The sequence below is a fragment of the Exobacillus caeni genome (assembly GCF_005747095.1).
In the GTDB taxonomy this organism is placed as follows: domain Bacteria; phylum Bacillota; class Bacilli; order Bacillales; family Guptibacillaceae; genus Exobacillus; species Exobacillus caeni.
The window spans coordinates 1-13,862 of the sequence record NZ_SWLG01000014.1; the positions used below are offsets into that span (position 1 = coordinate 1).

General features: G+C 41.8%; 14 protein-coding genes. 3 read left to right on the forward strand and 11 right to left on the reverse strand.

Annotated elements, in window-relative coordinates; translation table 11 throughout:
* Positions 1-109: 109 nt before the first annotated feature.
* From FCL54_RS17320 to FCL54_RS17335, 4 genes are all read right to left on the reverse strand, one after another.
* Entirely contained in the window at positions 110-958 is an 849-nt protein-coding gene (locus FCL54_RS17320; RefSeq protein WP_138128102.1) for a YitT family protein, read from the reverse strand.
* Positions 959-1,135: 177 nt separating this feature from the next.
* Positions 1,136-1,348: a hypothetical protein gene (locus FCL54_RS17325; protein WP_138128104.1), complete on the reverse strand. Its 213-nt coding sequence runs from the start codon at positions 1,346-1,348 to the stop codon at positions 1,136-1,138.
* Positions 1,349-1,577: 229 nt separating this feature from the next.
* On the reverse strand, positions 1,578-2,960 hold the full coding sequence (locus FCL54_RS17330; protein ID WP_138128106.1) for an L-cystine transporter: 1,383 nt from the start codon (positions 2,958-2,960) through the stop codon (positions 1,578-1,580).
* A gap of 93 nt (positions 2,961-3,053) precedes the next feature.
* Positions 3,054-3,254: a hypothetical protein gene (locus FCL54_RS17335; protein ID WP_138128108.1), complete on the reverse strand. Its 201-nt coding sequence runs from the start codon at positions 3,252-3,254 to the stop codon at positions 3,054-3,056.
* Positions 3,255-3,598: 344 nt separating this feature from the next.
* Here FCL54_RS17335 and FCL54_RS17340 point away from each other — a divergent pair, with 344 nt between their 5' ends.
* Positions 3,599-4,999: a tetratricopeptide repeat protein gene (locus FCL54_RS17340; RefSeq protein WP_138128110.1), complete on the forward strand. Its 1,401-nt coding sequence runs from the start codon at positions 3,599-3,601 to the stop codon at positions 4,997-4,999.
* A gap of 87 nt (positions 5,000-5,086) precedes the next feature.
* On the opposite strand, the gene FCL54_RS17345 is transcribed toward FCL54_RS17340, so the two are convergent.
* The 5 genes from FCL54_RS17345 to FCL54_RS17365 form a co-directional block, all read right to left on the reverse strand.
* Entirely contained in the window at positions 5,087-5,719 is a 633-nt protein-coding gene (locus tag FCL54_RS17345; protein WP_138128112.1) for a response regulator, read from the reverse strand.
* Positions 5,712-6,752, reverse strand: a complete 1,041-nt coding sequence (locus FCL54_RS17350; RefSeq protein WP_138128114.1) for a sensor histidine kinase — start codon at positions 6,750-6,752, stop codon at positions 5,712-5,714. The genes FCL54_RS17345 and FCL54_RS17350 overlap by 8 nt, the downstream gene beginning before the upstream one ends.
* The gene (liaF, locus tag FCL54_RS17355; protein WP_138128116.1) at positions 6,749-7,489 is read right to left on the reverse strand and encodes a cell wall-active antibiotics response protein LiaF; all 741 of its coding nucleotides are present in this window, start codon (positions 7,487-7,489) and stop codon (positions 6,749-6,751) included. The genes FCL54_RS17350 and liaF overlap by 4 nt, the downstream gene beginning before the upstream one ends.
* Positions 7,490-7,595: 106 nt before the next feature.
* Positions 7,596-8,243: a PspA/IM30 family protein gene (locus tag FCL54_RS17360; RefSeq protein ID WP_138128118.1), complete on the reverse strand. Its 648-nt coding sequence runs from the start codon at positions 8,241-8,243 to the stop codon at positions 7,596-7,598.
* Between the two features lie 239 nt (positions 8,244-8,482).
* Positions 8,483-8,830 (reverse strand): lmo0954 family membrane protein, encoded by a 348-nt coding sequence (locus FCL54_RS17365; protein ID WP_138128120.1) that lies wholly within the window; start codon positions 8,828-8,830, stop codon positions 8,483-8,485.
* Positions 8,831-9,111: 281 nt separating this feature from the next.
* On the opposite strand from FCL54_RS17365, the gene FCL54_RS17370 reads away from it, so the two are divergent.
* A complete protein-coding gene (locus FCL54_RS17370) occupies positions 9,112-10,317 on the forward strand; it encodes an alanyl-tRNA editing protein (RefSeq protein WP_138128122.1) in 1,206 nt (401 codons plus the stop codon).
* A gap of 57 nt (positions 10,318-10,374) precedes the next feature.
* Here FCL54_RS17370 and FCL54_RS17375 read toward each other — a convergent pair whose 3' ends face one another.
* On the reverse strand, positions 10,375-11,703 hold the full coding sequence (locus FCL54_RS17375; RefSeq protein ID WP_138128124.1) for a polysaccharide biosynthesis protein: 1,329 nt from the start codon (positions 11,701-11,703) through the stop codon (positions 10,375-10,377).
* A gap of 97 nt (positions 11,704-11,800) precedes the next feature.
* Complete coding sequence (locus FCL54_RS17380; protein ID WP_138128126.1) at positions 11,801-12,457, reverse strand: hypothetical protein; 657 nt, start codon at positions 12,455-12,457, stop codon at positions 11,801-11,803.
* A gap of 171 nt (positions 12,458-12,628) precedes the next feature.
* Between FCL54_RS17380 and FCL54_RS17385 the strand changes: the two genes are divergently transcribed.
* Positions 12,629-13,852: a serine hydrolase domain-containing protein gene (locus tag FCL54_RS17385; protein WP_138128128.1), complete on the forward strand. Its 1,224-nt coding sequence runs from the start codon at positions 12,629-12,631 to the stop codon at positions 13,850-13,852.
* Positions 13,853-13,862: the final 10 nt, after the last annotated feature.

The window sequence follows — 13,862 nt, forward strand, 5'->3', positions numbered from 1 at the left end:
ATAGAAACAATCCAACAAAAAATGGTTCCGATCATCAAAAACCGATGATCGGAACCATTTTTAATTATTTCAGGCTAGTTATGTCCCAGCCTCTTTTTCTCTTACTTTTTTAAGCGAGCCGCTTAAAGTTCTGTCCTAATATTTCGTTCATGCTGTGAACGGTGATGAACGCTTTTTGATCAATTTCAGTTACATACTTTTTCAGTTTTATAAAATCTTTTCGGTCAAGGATCGTTGTGATCACTTCCTTTTGATCAGAAGTAAACGCTCCTCTTGCTGTATGGATCGTTGCACCCTTTCCGAGAACCTGGACGATGAAAGAACGAATATCATCGCTTTCCTGGCTGATAATAACGATCTCTTTGTTTGTATTAAACTGCTGGAGAGTATGGTCGATGACTATACCATTCAGAATAACGCCAAAGAATGCATACATTCCTACTTCGGGTCCAAACATGTAGACAGATGACAGCGCGATAGCAATATCAGAAAGCAAAACTGCTTTTCCGATTTCTACTGAAAAATATTTATTTAAAATCATCGCGATAATATCCGTTCCGCCGGTAGAAGCCTGCTGGTAAAAGACCAGCGCCATGCCGCAAGCTGCAATACATTGCCCGATAATCAATTGTATAAGTAAATCGTTGCTCAGTGGTTCCGCAATAGGGAAAAGCCACTCCAGTCCCCATACGCCAAACGAAAGAGCAAACGAAGCATAAATCGTCTTTGCCCCAAAACTAAAACCGAGAAAAATAACTCCTACGATAAATAAGATAACGTTTAGTACGATCATGATTGTCCCGAGTGAAAGCCCGGGAAAAAGCTCGTTCATGACGATCGAAAGACCACTAACTCCACCTGTTGCAAGATTGTTAGGTGATAAAAAGAAATGTATGTTAATTGCTACACCGAGAGACCCCAGTGTAATCAGTAAAAATGACTTGATTTGATTAAGCATAACATCGACCTCCAAACCCAAATATACTCTGTAAAATATTCAATTCGAATTAGGATTATAGTAGGGAAAAGTGGGTTTGTAAACAGTTAAAGCAAACCTTTTTATATAAAATCGCTTTCATTTAAAATTCTTATCATTCCGACTCTTAAAATAATGCCGGCCACCTGTGTTAGCGCCTTATCCCCAGCCGGCTAAATGAGGTGACGGGTCGGCATACGGAGCTGTAAAAGGAACAAACGGCGCGGAGCTTTGAGCAGGTGAAATAAGGAATACTCCGGAATAATGCCCCGGATAACTCCCTCCATAAAAATGCGGATATGGATAAGTCGTGTAAGTCGGCCAGTAATATATCGGGCGCTGTCTTTCGGTAACTGGAAAAGGATGAAACAAAAGAAAAACCTCCCTAAACAATGATAGATAGTTTATTCACAGTCCGGGAGATCAGGAACCTATGTTTTATTCTTCCAGGAGACTCTGTTTTCCTGGCAAACTTAAATGGTGTCAAAGTGTCCTATCCTTTCAGCGCCCTTATTAACATAAAAAACACCCCCGAAAGTTAGATTTATTACTCTAACTTTCGGGGGTCGGTACCGACCATTTCCAGGCCGACTCTATATCTTTATGCTTCTTCCAAATCGTTGGTTTCTGCGGCATACACTTTAATATCTAACTCATTCGTCGCTTTACTTGTGAGAAGGCCGGCAGTCATACTTCCACTGACGTTCACTGCGGTTCTCCCCATATCGATAAGAGGCTCGATTGAAATAAGCAAGCCTGCAAGGCCAACCGGCAGGTTCATTGCAGAAAGAACCAGGATTGCCGCAAAGGTTGCTCCGCCTCCAACCCCTGCTACCCCAAAAGAACTGATCGCTACTATTAAAATCAACGATAAAATAAACGAAGGAGTCAACGGGTCTATGCCAACAGTTGGGGCAATCATCACAGCAAGCATCGCCGGATATATTCCCGCACATCCGTTTTGGCCGATCGAAAGCCCGAAAGAACCAGAAAAGTTCGCTATTCCTTCTGAAACACCTAACTCGTTTGTTTGTGTTTTAATGTTTAACGGCAATGTCCCGGCACTTGTTCTAGAGGTAAACGCAAACGCCAGAACCGGAAAAGCCTTCTTAACATAAGTGAAAGGATTTAATCCCGCAATTGCCAGCAACACCAGATGAACAATGAACATTAACAACAAAGCTACATATGAAGCGAGTACAAATTCCCCAAGTTTCCATATCGCCCCATAATCACTTGTTGCGGTAACCTTAGTCATTAAGGCAAGCACCCCATAAGGAGTTAAACGAAGGATAAGCGTGACTACTCTCATAACAACTGCGTGTACTGCATCCACCAGATTAGCAAAGATCATGGCATGTGAAGGGTTTTTCCTCCTGACACCAAGGTAGGCTAATCCAATGAAAACTGAAAAGATTACCACTGCTATCGTAGAAGTTGACCTTGCCCCGGTAAAATCTAGAAAAGGATTTCCGGGTAGCAATTCTATAACTTTTTGAGGATAAGATAAGCTTTCCATATCTCCCAGCCGTTCTTCAAGTTGCTGGGCCCTCGCAATTTCAGCGTCTCCTTGTTGTATCTGTATAGCTTCCAGATCAAAGGCAAAGGTCGTTCCGATACCGATTGCTGCTGCAATAGCTGTAGTGCCTACTAAAATTCCTATAATGAATCCGCTTATCTTCCCGACATTATTTTTCAATTTCATCTTCACAAATGCCGCGACGATCGAAATAAACACCAGCGGCATAACAATCATTTGCAATAGCTTTACATACCCATAACCAACAATGTTGAACCAATCGATCGAGTTTTTGATCGTGTCGGATGCTGCCCCATAAATGATCTGAAGGATTACCCCAAACAGAATTCCCAGCCCTAAAGCAGTAAATACTCGTATTGAGAAGGAAACATGCCTTTTCTGCATCGCATATAAGCCAAAAATCAATGCACACATTACAACAATATTAATCAAAGTAAACGCCATAACCTATCCCTCCCTTTTCCCTCAAGTTCTCTATGTATATGCTAATAATTCCTATAAAATAGCTTGGCTATATATCCTATATCTTTTTATCTTTTAAGAAGGCTCTTTTCTGAAAGACTGTTGTTTTTGCACAAAAGAGATAAACTGCGACGCAATTGCAGCATTGATTTCCACTCCGGGCAGTTCGCTTTCCGCGGGCAACGCTTCAGCTTCCTCGTCAGCAAAACCCGCTTCCTGCGGGATCTTCAGCTGTTGCTTTTCCCGCAGGAGTCGACTGCCCTCCGCTGGAATCAATTGGTGTATTCTCAGAAATGAAAAACACCAAAGCCAACTCTTAGCGAAGCAACACACGTAGACTCCTCGAAAATGAACGTCTCATTTTCTTCGTGCGATGTCTTGCTGCCGTAGCTTTCCTTATCCTGCGGGACAGCAGCGAAGACGAGTGAGGAGGCTCAGCGCGAGCCCGCGGAAAGCGTAGTGTATTTCCGCAGCGGTCATCCATCCGTTATGTCGCAAGTCATCTCAAATGTGAAGCTTATTAAGCAACAAAGTATGCGAAAAGAGCCTTTAAGGAAGAGGGAATTACTGTTTTTGTTCCTGGTTGTGGTATAGTGGAGGTATAAAGGAGGGAATCAATCATGGAAAAACATATGATTACTGTCATGAACGGAAAACAACAGCTTCAGTTAACCCCCGAAAGACTTGCAATGTACCACCGGTGCAATCTTATAGAGGCGCATGATGAAAACCATGAAACATACTATCTCTTCTTTTACAAACAAGTTTTTCTAACAGGCAAAAAGGCAAGTGATGTTAAACGCCATTCTTTTGTTGAAAAAGCCTTTAAAAACGGCATTCTCTTTGATTCGGACCATCCTCTCTTGAACAATCTTTTAAACAGTACCTCTTCAATTAAGTTCCAGCGTTTCAATCAGCTGCTAAATAAAATACAACAAACATATACTCCTCAAGAAACCGTATTGATCTTCACCTTTTTTGATACCTTTATCGACAAACAAAAAATTATTAAACTTGCCCAGAACCTCTTTTATGAATACAGAAGGAACGGGAAATTATATATGGGCTACCAGATTCTAAGAATACTGAATCACTTTGCACCAGAGCATGGATGGATTAAACAACAGGTGAACCATATGGACTACCAGAAATATGCTATGTTCTACAATCAGTCTCCTGAACAGATCGTTAAAAAAGATCCCCTTTACGCAGAACTGATCTGTTTTGAAAAAAGAACTTCCCCTGAATGCCAGCTTATACTATCATCTATACTAACGACAGGTAAGAGATGGACAGATTTCCTTTCTGTAACGATCGACCACTATGCAAAAGCGCCTGATTCCGCCAGGTTCCAAACACTCATTACCCTTCTTGGGCGTTTTATTTCCGAAGACTCCGAAAAAGCAAACATCCTTAATCACCTTTACAGGCAGTCACCTGATCTTCCTGAACTCCAGCACCATTTATTTCAGACCAGTCTGCTTTTACATAACTATGACGAAGCAATCGATCTGGTCTCCCTTCATAGGCTCCCGTTAACTGCTTTACAGAAAAAAGAACTGAAAGATGTTATACTCGAAAGCCTTCCATCTCTTAAAAAGCAAACAATCGAAAAGCTAAGCGTTGTTCTACAGCAATTATTCGCATCCGATTCAGAGAAACTGAACGAAATATTGATGCCCTGTGTGTCATACTTGCTAAAAGAACATGATATTAATTATATAAAAGCCTGGCTTAGACCGCTCGAACAGTCGGAACACCCTCTTCCTGTTGTTAAAAAAATCAACGAGATGATCATGGTTCTTGATGACCCGGATAAGCAATCGTCACTCGGGGAAATGTATTACTTCTTTAAACAATCGGAAAAAGCGATCGAATGCTTCAAGTGGGATATGGAGCTCAAGCCTGACGATCCCAAACCTATACAATCGCTGTCCAAGATCTATGCAGAAAACGGACAGCCAGAAGAATCTCAAACCTACCAACAGCTTCTTCGTTCCATGAATAAAAGGGCGAACTGAACGATAAAAACGGACTGACTTTTTGTGCTGAAGAGGCGATTGAATGCACCTCCACACTTTAGCCAGTCCCTTTATGTACATAACTTATCATTTTGCAAGTGAATGCTTGAATGCGTAGATCACTGCCTGGGTTCGGTCCGCCACTTCAAGCTTGCTTAAGATATTGCTTACATGAACCTTTACTGTCTTAAGAGCGATAAATAGCTCATCTGCGATTTCCTGGTTCGACTTTCCTTCGGCCATCAACAATAAAATTTCCATTTCACGGTTTGTCAGCTCATCATGTGGAGATTGGTTATTCTTCTGGCGCATTCTGGACATCATCTTCCCGGTGACTTCCGGTTCCAGCACAGATTCCCCACGGTAGGTTTTTCGAACCGCTTCTGCTATGGAACTGGCTTTGGATGTTTTCAACATGTAGCTTGTTGCTCCAGCTTCAAGGGCCGGGTAAACCTTTTCATCATCCAAAAAGCTCGTCACAATAATAATCTTTGCTTCCGGCCACTCTTCGATGATCTTCTTTGTCGCTTCGATGCCGTCCATTTCTTGCATGACCAGGTCCATCAAAATGATGTCGGGACGCAAATCAAGTGCAAGTTTAACCGCCTTCTTTCCATTCTCCGCTTCCTCAACCACATCGATGTCAGGCTGGGCATCAAGATAAGAAGAAACGCCTATCCTTACCATTTCATGATCATCAACGAATAACACGCTAATCATCTGTTTCACCCTCTATCATAGGAACTCTTACTTCTAAGCGCGTCCCTTTATTTGGCACGCTCACTATCTTCATAGAACCGCCTACCTCAACTGCTCTTTCGTGCATCGTTTGCATTCCATAAGAACCTGTTTTTTCTTTGTCCATCTCAAAGCCTATCCCATCATCTGCTATACGCAGAATAATCAACCCTTCACGCTCGATCAATAAAACTTCCATACTTTCAGCCTTTGAATGCCTCAATATATTGGAGACAGCTTCCTGCAAAATTCGAAATAGATGGTCCTCGACTCCTTTATCAAGCTTTAACGGTTCCACTTTCCACTTCAAGTTGATCGGCACTTTCTGTGTTAATTCACCCAATAGCTCCTGAATTCCTTCCTGGAGCGATTTTCCTTTTAACGCTGCAGGCCGTAAATGAAGTAACAGGGCACGCATTTCAAGCTGGGACTGGTGAATCATCTCTTCCACCATCTTTAGCTGTTTCGTTTCACGCTCATCTGTAGAGGATTTTGATTCATTGATTGCTGACATCATCATAGATGCAGCAAATAACTGCTGGCTGACCGAATCGTGAAGTTCTCTTGCAAGCCTCTGGCGTTCCTGGGAGACCATTTCCTGTATCCGTTTCTCCTGTACTTCCGCCTTTTCACTTGCAAGCTTTTGCGATAGCTTTGTCTGTTCTGAGATCTGTTGTTGGATTCTTTCTATCGTGTTTCTGATCGTATCAAGTTCCGGTACACCACAGAGGTCTTTCTTGCTCACCTGTCTGCCGCGTTCCAGCATTTTTAGAGAATCTTCTATTGCCTCAAAGTGTTTTCTCAAGATGATTCCCGCAAACAATCCAAATACTGCCCCGATCAAAAGACTTAAAACAGGCACAAAAATTATAAAGGGTAGATCCATTACTGTCCTTGACCAAAAGACTGACCAATCGGCAGAAGGAAAAGCGACTAAGAACGATCCCATCAAGATGCCCAGAACAATGATCGCAAGTCCAGCTCCCGCTAAAATGAAACGCTGAACGGTACTCATATGCGCTTCACCTCAAGGTTTCCAACCATCATCGAAGTAACGATCTTAATTTTCTGATCTGTATTTTCATAATCAGGGGTATGATAGTGCAATACCTGGTTGAATAGTTTAGGTTCTTCGTGGTCAAAGATAGCCGCAGAACCAGCAAGGATCGAATGATGGACACTTACTTCCACATCAAACGGAACGAGGATTTCGATGTTTCCGATAAAGTTGCGGACAACAATAACCGATTCTTCCTGCGGCAGCAGCGTATAGCTTAAATCGATCACCGTATCGCCGATGCCGCATTGAATGTTGATATCGTTCCATTCATATACTTGTTCAGGAGTTTTTTGCTGGCCTAACCACATGTTTTCAAAAAGCGGCTTTTGTTTAAGTAAAGGACCCTTTTCCTGTGATAAAGTATCTTGCTTTTCTTTCACTTCAGGTTTAATAAATTCTGGCTCCTGTTTCGACTTGTAAAACTGAACTGCAATATAAAGTAAAACAGCGACCAAAAAGAACTTGAATGCCATCAAATTCAATATCGTGATCAGTAGACTGATAAGCCCGATCCAAAATAAAATCTTCCCCGAAGTACGAGGCATCCGTTTTCGCCCAATATAGATTAAACCGACCAAAATGAGCAAATAAAAAATCAGGCCTCCGCCGTTAAATGATATTTCTAATAACAGAAGAATAATACCGATCAGGAGAATCCAGCCCATAAAATCTGATTTCTTTTTATTGGACATGGCGGATCGCCTCTCTTTCTATCGATGAAGTAAAGAAAAATAACCTATGAGATTTATGAGAAAAAAGGCGTAGAGCACTACGCCTTCTTAGAATACCATGTTTACATTAAGAAATAGAATGTGATTCTTCTATTTTCAGTTCTTTTTCAAGCTGGGCGAACCGCGCATCTATCGTATTATGATGATAGTCTGAGTTAACCTGGTGCTCAATTCGATCTAAATATTGCTCAATCTCTTCAAATTTTGAAAATGGCTTAGAAGAATACGTTTCCTGCTCAAGCACTTTATTCATGCCATGGTTTGCACGGGCAACATTTTCACGGCCCATTAGTTCCATGCGTTTGATATACATATCTTTCAGCTTATGTTTCATCTGCTCATATTTCTGTTCCAGGTTATCAAGCTCGCGAATAGCCGAATCAAGGGATTCCTTCAGGCGAATACCACGTTCTTCATATTGTGATCGCTCCCTTTGTGCAAATTCATAAAGCTCATTCTCCCCTGCTTTTGAAGCAACCTCCGCCTGTTGCTTGCGCTTCTCTACCATTTTTTGTGCCTGATGATACTCCCTGGTAAATTCATCCTTCAAAAGATACTGGCGCTCCACCAATTTACGCGTCTTTTCAACCTGCTGCTCACACTGGCGTAAATACTGGTTTAACACCGAAATCGGATTCTTCTGCTCCTTTTTATCCAACATCTCATGAAAATCAGCTTCGATAGAGTTTTTAATACGGCCAAATAAACTACCCACTGTAATCTCTCCTTTATAGTTGTTTTTTCTAACTCTTTTTAAAACCTCTGTTAAATAATGTACAATTAGGACCACAAAGCGACACTTCTTTGCTCTCCCTAAAAAATAGATACTAAATCTATTTTTACAAGAGCGTAGCGACAAGGCACGTTGTGTTCCCGGCTGCGTCATGCTCGCATGTAAGAAGCCAGGGATACATAAGAGCCGCCAGGGAGAGCAAATATGCCGTCTCTAAATCCTTAGTTTCTCTTTAACTCCGCCCACTGCTTCTCAAAGCTCGTGAACGGGTCTTCATCCTGCTGCTGCTCTACTGACTTCTCCTCATTCCACTTCTTATATACAACATAGAGAACATAGATCGCTGCAAGCCCAACCACTGCCGGAAAATTTGAAGCAGAAGCGCTCAGGGCAATCAGTGCGATTATTCCCCAGATGACTTTTCCTGATGTAGAATCTGTCTTCAAGAACTCCTTCGCTGCATAATAGAGAATAAGTAGACTGATTGCTAACCCCACCATCGGGCCAAGATTAGCGAGCAGGATTACTGCTGCGAAACCTCCAAGTATAAGTAAACCGAATTTTTTCATCTTCGTTTCCTCCTTTCTTGTCTCTATCTTATCTCGATAGGGGCTTTCTCATAATGAACCTGAGCTATATTTTCTACTAAGACTTGAGGCTTATAAGGCTTATTGCTAGAGACTGATTATTAATACGGTGGATAAAGCGCAGGAGCCCACGATGGATTTTTAGTTCGATCACCAAGTTTCGGTTTTAAAAATATGGTCGGAAACCACTTGATGATGTATAGAGGCTTATGAAATGATAGTATCAATTTAAGATATCGCGTTAAGACAGGGGAGTGTAAATCATGACGCCAGAAAAGTTATATTACCAGGATCCATACAAACGGTCTTTTTCTGCTCAAATCCTTCAAAATGAAAAAGATGAAAAAGGACGTTTCTATGTTGTTTTAGATAAAACGGCATTTTATCCAACAGGCGGTGGGCAGCCACATGATACCGGGACAATCAATGGTGTAGATGTTTATGACGTTGAGGAAGTAGAGGGAGAAGTTCGGCATTTTACCGATACACCTCTTGAAGGGAAAGAATGTAATGGAGAGATCGACTGGATACGTCGGTTCGATCATATGCAGCAGCATGCCGGACAACATATTTTATCAGCTGCATTTGAAGATATATACGGCTATAGGACTGTAAGCTTTCATTTAGGAAAAGAAATTTGCACCATTGATCTTGAAGTACCAACACTTCATGAAGAGGAAGCTGAACGAGCGGAGGAAAGGGCCAATGCTATCATTCTTGAAAATCGCCCTATTGATACAAAGTGGGTAACAGAAAATGAGATCAGTAAATACCCGCTAAGAAAGGCTCTATCTGTTACTGATGATATCCGCCTCGTCATTATTCCTGATTTTGATTACAACGGCTGCGGAGGAACCCATCCAAATACGACAGGACAAGTCAGCTCCCTGAAAATCCTTCAGTGGGAAAAACAAAAGAAAAATATCCGCGTCCACTTTGTATGTGGCAACAGAGTATTAAAGCAGCTTCACGAAAAGAATCTTGTCATCCAGCGCTTAAATGGAGTGTTAAGCGCTCCCCAGGAAGATTTGGAGGCTGCTGCAACTCGTATCCTGGAGCAACAGAAGAATCTCGAAAAAACAGTTGATGAATTGAAAACCGAGCTTCTGGTTCAAGAAGCAAACAAACTGACCGAGCATGCAATAACAACGAACGGCTATAACCTTGTGGAAAAAGCCTATTCAGGCTGGACTATGGCTGAGCTTCAACAATTGGCCAAAAACATAATCCATAATTTCGACAGCATGCTGGTACTGTTAGTAAACGAAAACGATGACAGGCTTCAACTTGTTTGTGCGAGAAGTAATGATATCGAGATCAACATGAGGGAACTTATTAAGCGCATCCTACCTGAAATAAATGGTAAAGGCGGAGGAAGCGAAACAGTTGTACAAGGGGGAGGAGAAAAGATTATTTCTTCCGAAGCATTGATCGGAAAAATGGTGGAAGTGACAAATACACTCAATTAACAGTGCCAGGCACCTTAAAAAGACAACTGTCCTTTTAGGGTGCCTGGCACTCCACTGTTAGAAGCTCTCTTTGATCGGTTTCATTCCTATGAGGGAAACGCCGATTTTTTTACATATTGTTAAGTAATGCATCAGCATTAGCAGGACGACCCCGGTGTTCATGCCTAAGATGATTCCTGCCATTTGAAACTGGGGCAGTGAGCCTAATAAAACCATCAAGGCAAAGGAAACCATTGTTGACCAGACCGAATGGATCAAAGCGTCTTTGACAAGCCCCATTCCTATAAGAAAAGCCCACATCGGCATTATAAAGAAGTGAAACAGAAAATACGGCCACAGCAACTTTAAATAGATAGCTGGAGCAGTTGAATCAAAAAACAACTTCGTTAGTGGCTCTGCAAAAAAGTAAAAGATCACTACCGAGGGAACCCCATAGGCAAAGGTTAATTTCATCACATGCTGTAAAAGTGACTGGAGCTTTTTATAGTTCCTGCTGGAGAACGCTTCAGAAACAGTCGGGATAAGAACGATTAAAAGGGAATGGGCAATGAAAGCCGGAAAAAACCCGATCGTGATGGCAACCCCGGCAAGCATACCGAAATGTTCCATCGCTGTCGTTTCCGTTAAGCCGGCCCTTCCCAATGCAAAAATTATAATAAATGGCTGCACTGCGTTTGTTATCGCATGAAAGATACGAAGGCCGGTCGTAGGGACAGATATAGCCAGAAGGTTTTTCCTAACCTCTTTCCCATGAATATAGGCTCTCGGATTGCGCTTTAAATAATGAAGCTGCACGAAATAAACATGCATCAAGTAAATAAAAACAACCAGTTCACTTCCGACAAGTGTACATAGTGCTATCAATAGCGCGGTGCCTGTTTCAAAATGGAACGCCTGATAAACAAACGCCAGCAGGATAAGTTGAACTGCTTTTCTAAGGAAGTTCGCAAAAGCAATCTTCCCCATGTGCTGGACACCCATAAAATAGCCTCTCGCTAAAGAAGAAAATGAAATGATCGGGATAAGGAAGACCACCAACCATTTAACAGCGGGATGATAGTTATGGAAAACCGGTATATACGGAAAGGTAATGCCGGCTAGGATCGTTAACAGTACTGCTGTGGCCACCGCGATCTTCAGAGCATGGCCAAGCATGTTCAAATGGTACTTCTTCTCTTTTTCAGCTACGAATTTTGAAACGGAGATCGGCAGCTCCAGGCTGGCAATGATTACAACAAGAAAAACGGAAGGCAAAATTGCCATATATAAGCCAAGTCCATGTTCTCCCAGCTCTTTAGCAAGAACTATGTTGATCAGAAATTCCAGGCATTCTCCAAGGAATGCGGCAACAACTAGAATTAATGTCCCTTTAATAAATGTATTCATCTAATCTCTCCTGTCCCTTTTCATACTTTAATGATATGAGACAAGCAAAGAGATTATTTTTTAGTATTGGCCCATTTTTTGGACATTTTCTTCTAAATCATTCAACAAGCCTGTCCTGGTATGTTTCTGTGGTCCAGAGGCATAGCAGTAAAATCAACTCGAATCCGTTAGTGATCGCAATACTATCTATAGGGATGGGAATAAAACCTCCAAGAGCCATAAAGGCAACTCCTATAAGCATCCATCCCCAGCGCTGGCGTATCCAGAGAATTATTCCTGCCGCTGCCATCGGAATCGTTACTAGAATGACCATGAGCGGCGGTCCGCCAGATGCTGCAGGTTCATACTTTAATACCCCATTCGTTATTTCGGGCTCTAGATGTATTCCAAGCGTTTTAGTGAAAAGCTCGAGTAATATGAGTATCACTGTGAACACGACTGTAATAATCCATGCAAGCTTTGTTTTCGCCCAGGTAACGCTTGCTCTGGCGATAGCATACCAGGAGAACACCACGAGAAGCGGAGTTAAAATCGCATGGAACCAGAAGCGGAGAAGATTTAAACTTTCAAGGACAGAGCCTTTTCCTATTGCCTTTCCTGACGCAACTATAGCATTGTCATAAAATAACCCTGCTGTAACGAGAAGCAACACCTTCCCTGATGCAGATCCTCCATAGCTTGGCGCCAAATATATCCCCCATAGGAGCAAACCAAGATATGATAGTGCAAATACAGTATAGAGAAATGTATCCATACGACCTCCTATGACTCATTTTCATGTATCTCATCATATATCTTCATTCCATTTCTTCAAGATAATTAAACAAAAAAGCAAGTTGCCCCTCCTTTTTACCTTTTCTCCAAGAAGGGGAATTATATTGGACGTCGAATTTATTAGTTTATCTTTGGTAAAGGAGCACACAAGTTGATTAAAAATAACATCGGGTTAATGACAATCGCTATCCTATATATTTCGTTTAGTATCATGCATGCATTTATACCGGAATATTTTACAACTACTTATTTTTTGCGGGGAGCACTCTGGGGCGAAGCAGACATTGAAGATTATAAGCGTTTTCCTTCCAGGGGATTGGCTGCAGCAAAGGAAAATACCTTTCATTTTAAGAAAAACATTAATGAAAAACTGGTTCACTCAGCATCTGAAAAAATAACCTACTTTGCTAGCGGTAAACCTTCCAAGATTACAAATCTGGAGTCTTTCTTGACTGATAACGAAACTACTGCATTCCTCATCATCAAGAACGATACTATCCTGTATGAAAAGTACTTTAACGGTTATTCACGGAATTCTGTCAACACTTCTTTTTCGATGGCAAAATCGTTCCTGTCTGCTTTAATAGGCAAGGCTGTTGAAGAAGGGTATATTAATAGCCTCGATGACCCGATCACTAACTACCTTCCTGAGCTGAAAGAAAAGAACATGCAGGCTATCACGATCCGCCACCTGCTCACTATGTCATCTGGGTTAAGTTATTCTGACGGATTCCTGTTGTTCGGGGACGGTGCAAAAACGTACTATCCCCCCGATCTAAGAAAGATTGCGCTTCAAGAAACTTTCATAAAGGAAGGACCCGGGGAACATTTTTTATATAACAACTATAACCCTCTACTGCTCGGTCTTATTTTGGAAAGGGCAACGAGGCAGCCAGTGTCAGCTTATCTAGAAAACAAGATATGGAGGCTTCTTGGAATGGAATTTGAAGGATCCTGGAGCATCGATAGCAAAGACAGTGGTTTTGAAAAGATGGAGAGCGGAATTAATGCAAGAGCAATAGATTTTGCTAAGTTTGGCCGATTGTTCTTAAACAAAGGGAACTGGAACGGTAAACAGGTTTTATCCGAAAGTTGGGTAACCGAATCTACCAGCCCTTTACCCGTCATACCATCCGGCTATTATGAGAACACCAAAGACTGGGCTCTCTTCTCAAACAAGAAGGGATATTACTCTCACATGTGGTGGGGATATGAAAGAAAGAATGGGGAACATGATTTTTTCGCGATGGGGAATTTTGGCCAGTTCATCTATGTTTGCCCTTCGAAAAACCTCATCATTGTGCGAAACGGCAAAGATTACGGGAAAGTGGATGCCTGGCCGGAGATTTTCTATGAGATGGCCAACAATCTATAACTATAGTAAA

Excerpts from the sequence above, each read along its gene's own strand:
- FCL54_RS17365 (WP_138128120.1), bottom strand. The coding sequence starts at position 8,830 with ATGAAAAAATTCGGTTTACTTATACTTGGAGGTTTCGCAGCAGTAATC.
- FCL54_RS17370 (WP_138128122.1), top strand. The coding sequence starts at position 9,112 with ATGACGCCAGAAAAGTTATATTACCAGGATCCATACAAACGGTCTTTT.
- FCL54_RS17380 (WP_138128126.1), bottom strand. The coding sequence starts at position 12,457 with ATGGATACATTTCTCTATACTGTATTTGCACTATCATATCTTGGTTTG.
- FCL54_RS17375 (WP_138128124.1), bottom strand. The coding sequence starts at position 11,703 with ATGAATACATTTATTAAAGGGACATTAATTCTAGTTGTTGCCGCATTC.
- FCL54_RS17330 (WP_138128106.1), bottom strand. The coding sequence starts at position 2,960 with ATGGCGTTTACTTTGATTAATATTGTTGTAATGTGTGCATTGATTTTT.
- FCL54_RS17350 (WP_138128114.1), bottom strand. The coding sequence starts at position 6,752 with ATGAGTACCGTTCAGCGTTTCATTTTAGCGGGAGCTGGACTTGCGATC.
- FCL54_RS17345 (WP_138128112.1), bottom strand. The coding sequence starts at position 5,719 with ATGATTAGCGTGTTATTCGTTGATGATCATGAAATGGTAAGGATAGGC.
- FCL54_RS17320 (WP_138128102.1), bottom strand. The coding sequence starts at position 958 with ATGCTTAATCAAATCAAGTCATTTTTACTGATTACACTGGGGTCTCTC.
- liaF (WP_138128116.1), bottom strand. The coding sequence starts at position 7,489 with ATGTCCAATAAAAAGAAATCAGATTTTATGGGCTGGATTCTCCTGATC.
- FCL54_RS17340 (WP_138128110.1), top strand. The coding sequence starts at position 3,599 with ATGGAAAAACATATGATTACTGTCATGAACGGAAAACAACAGCTTCAG.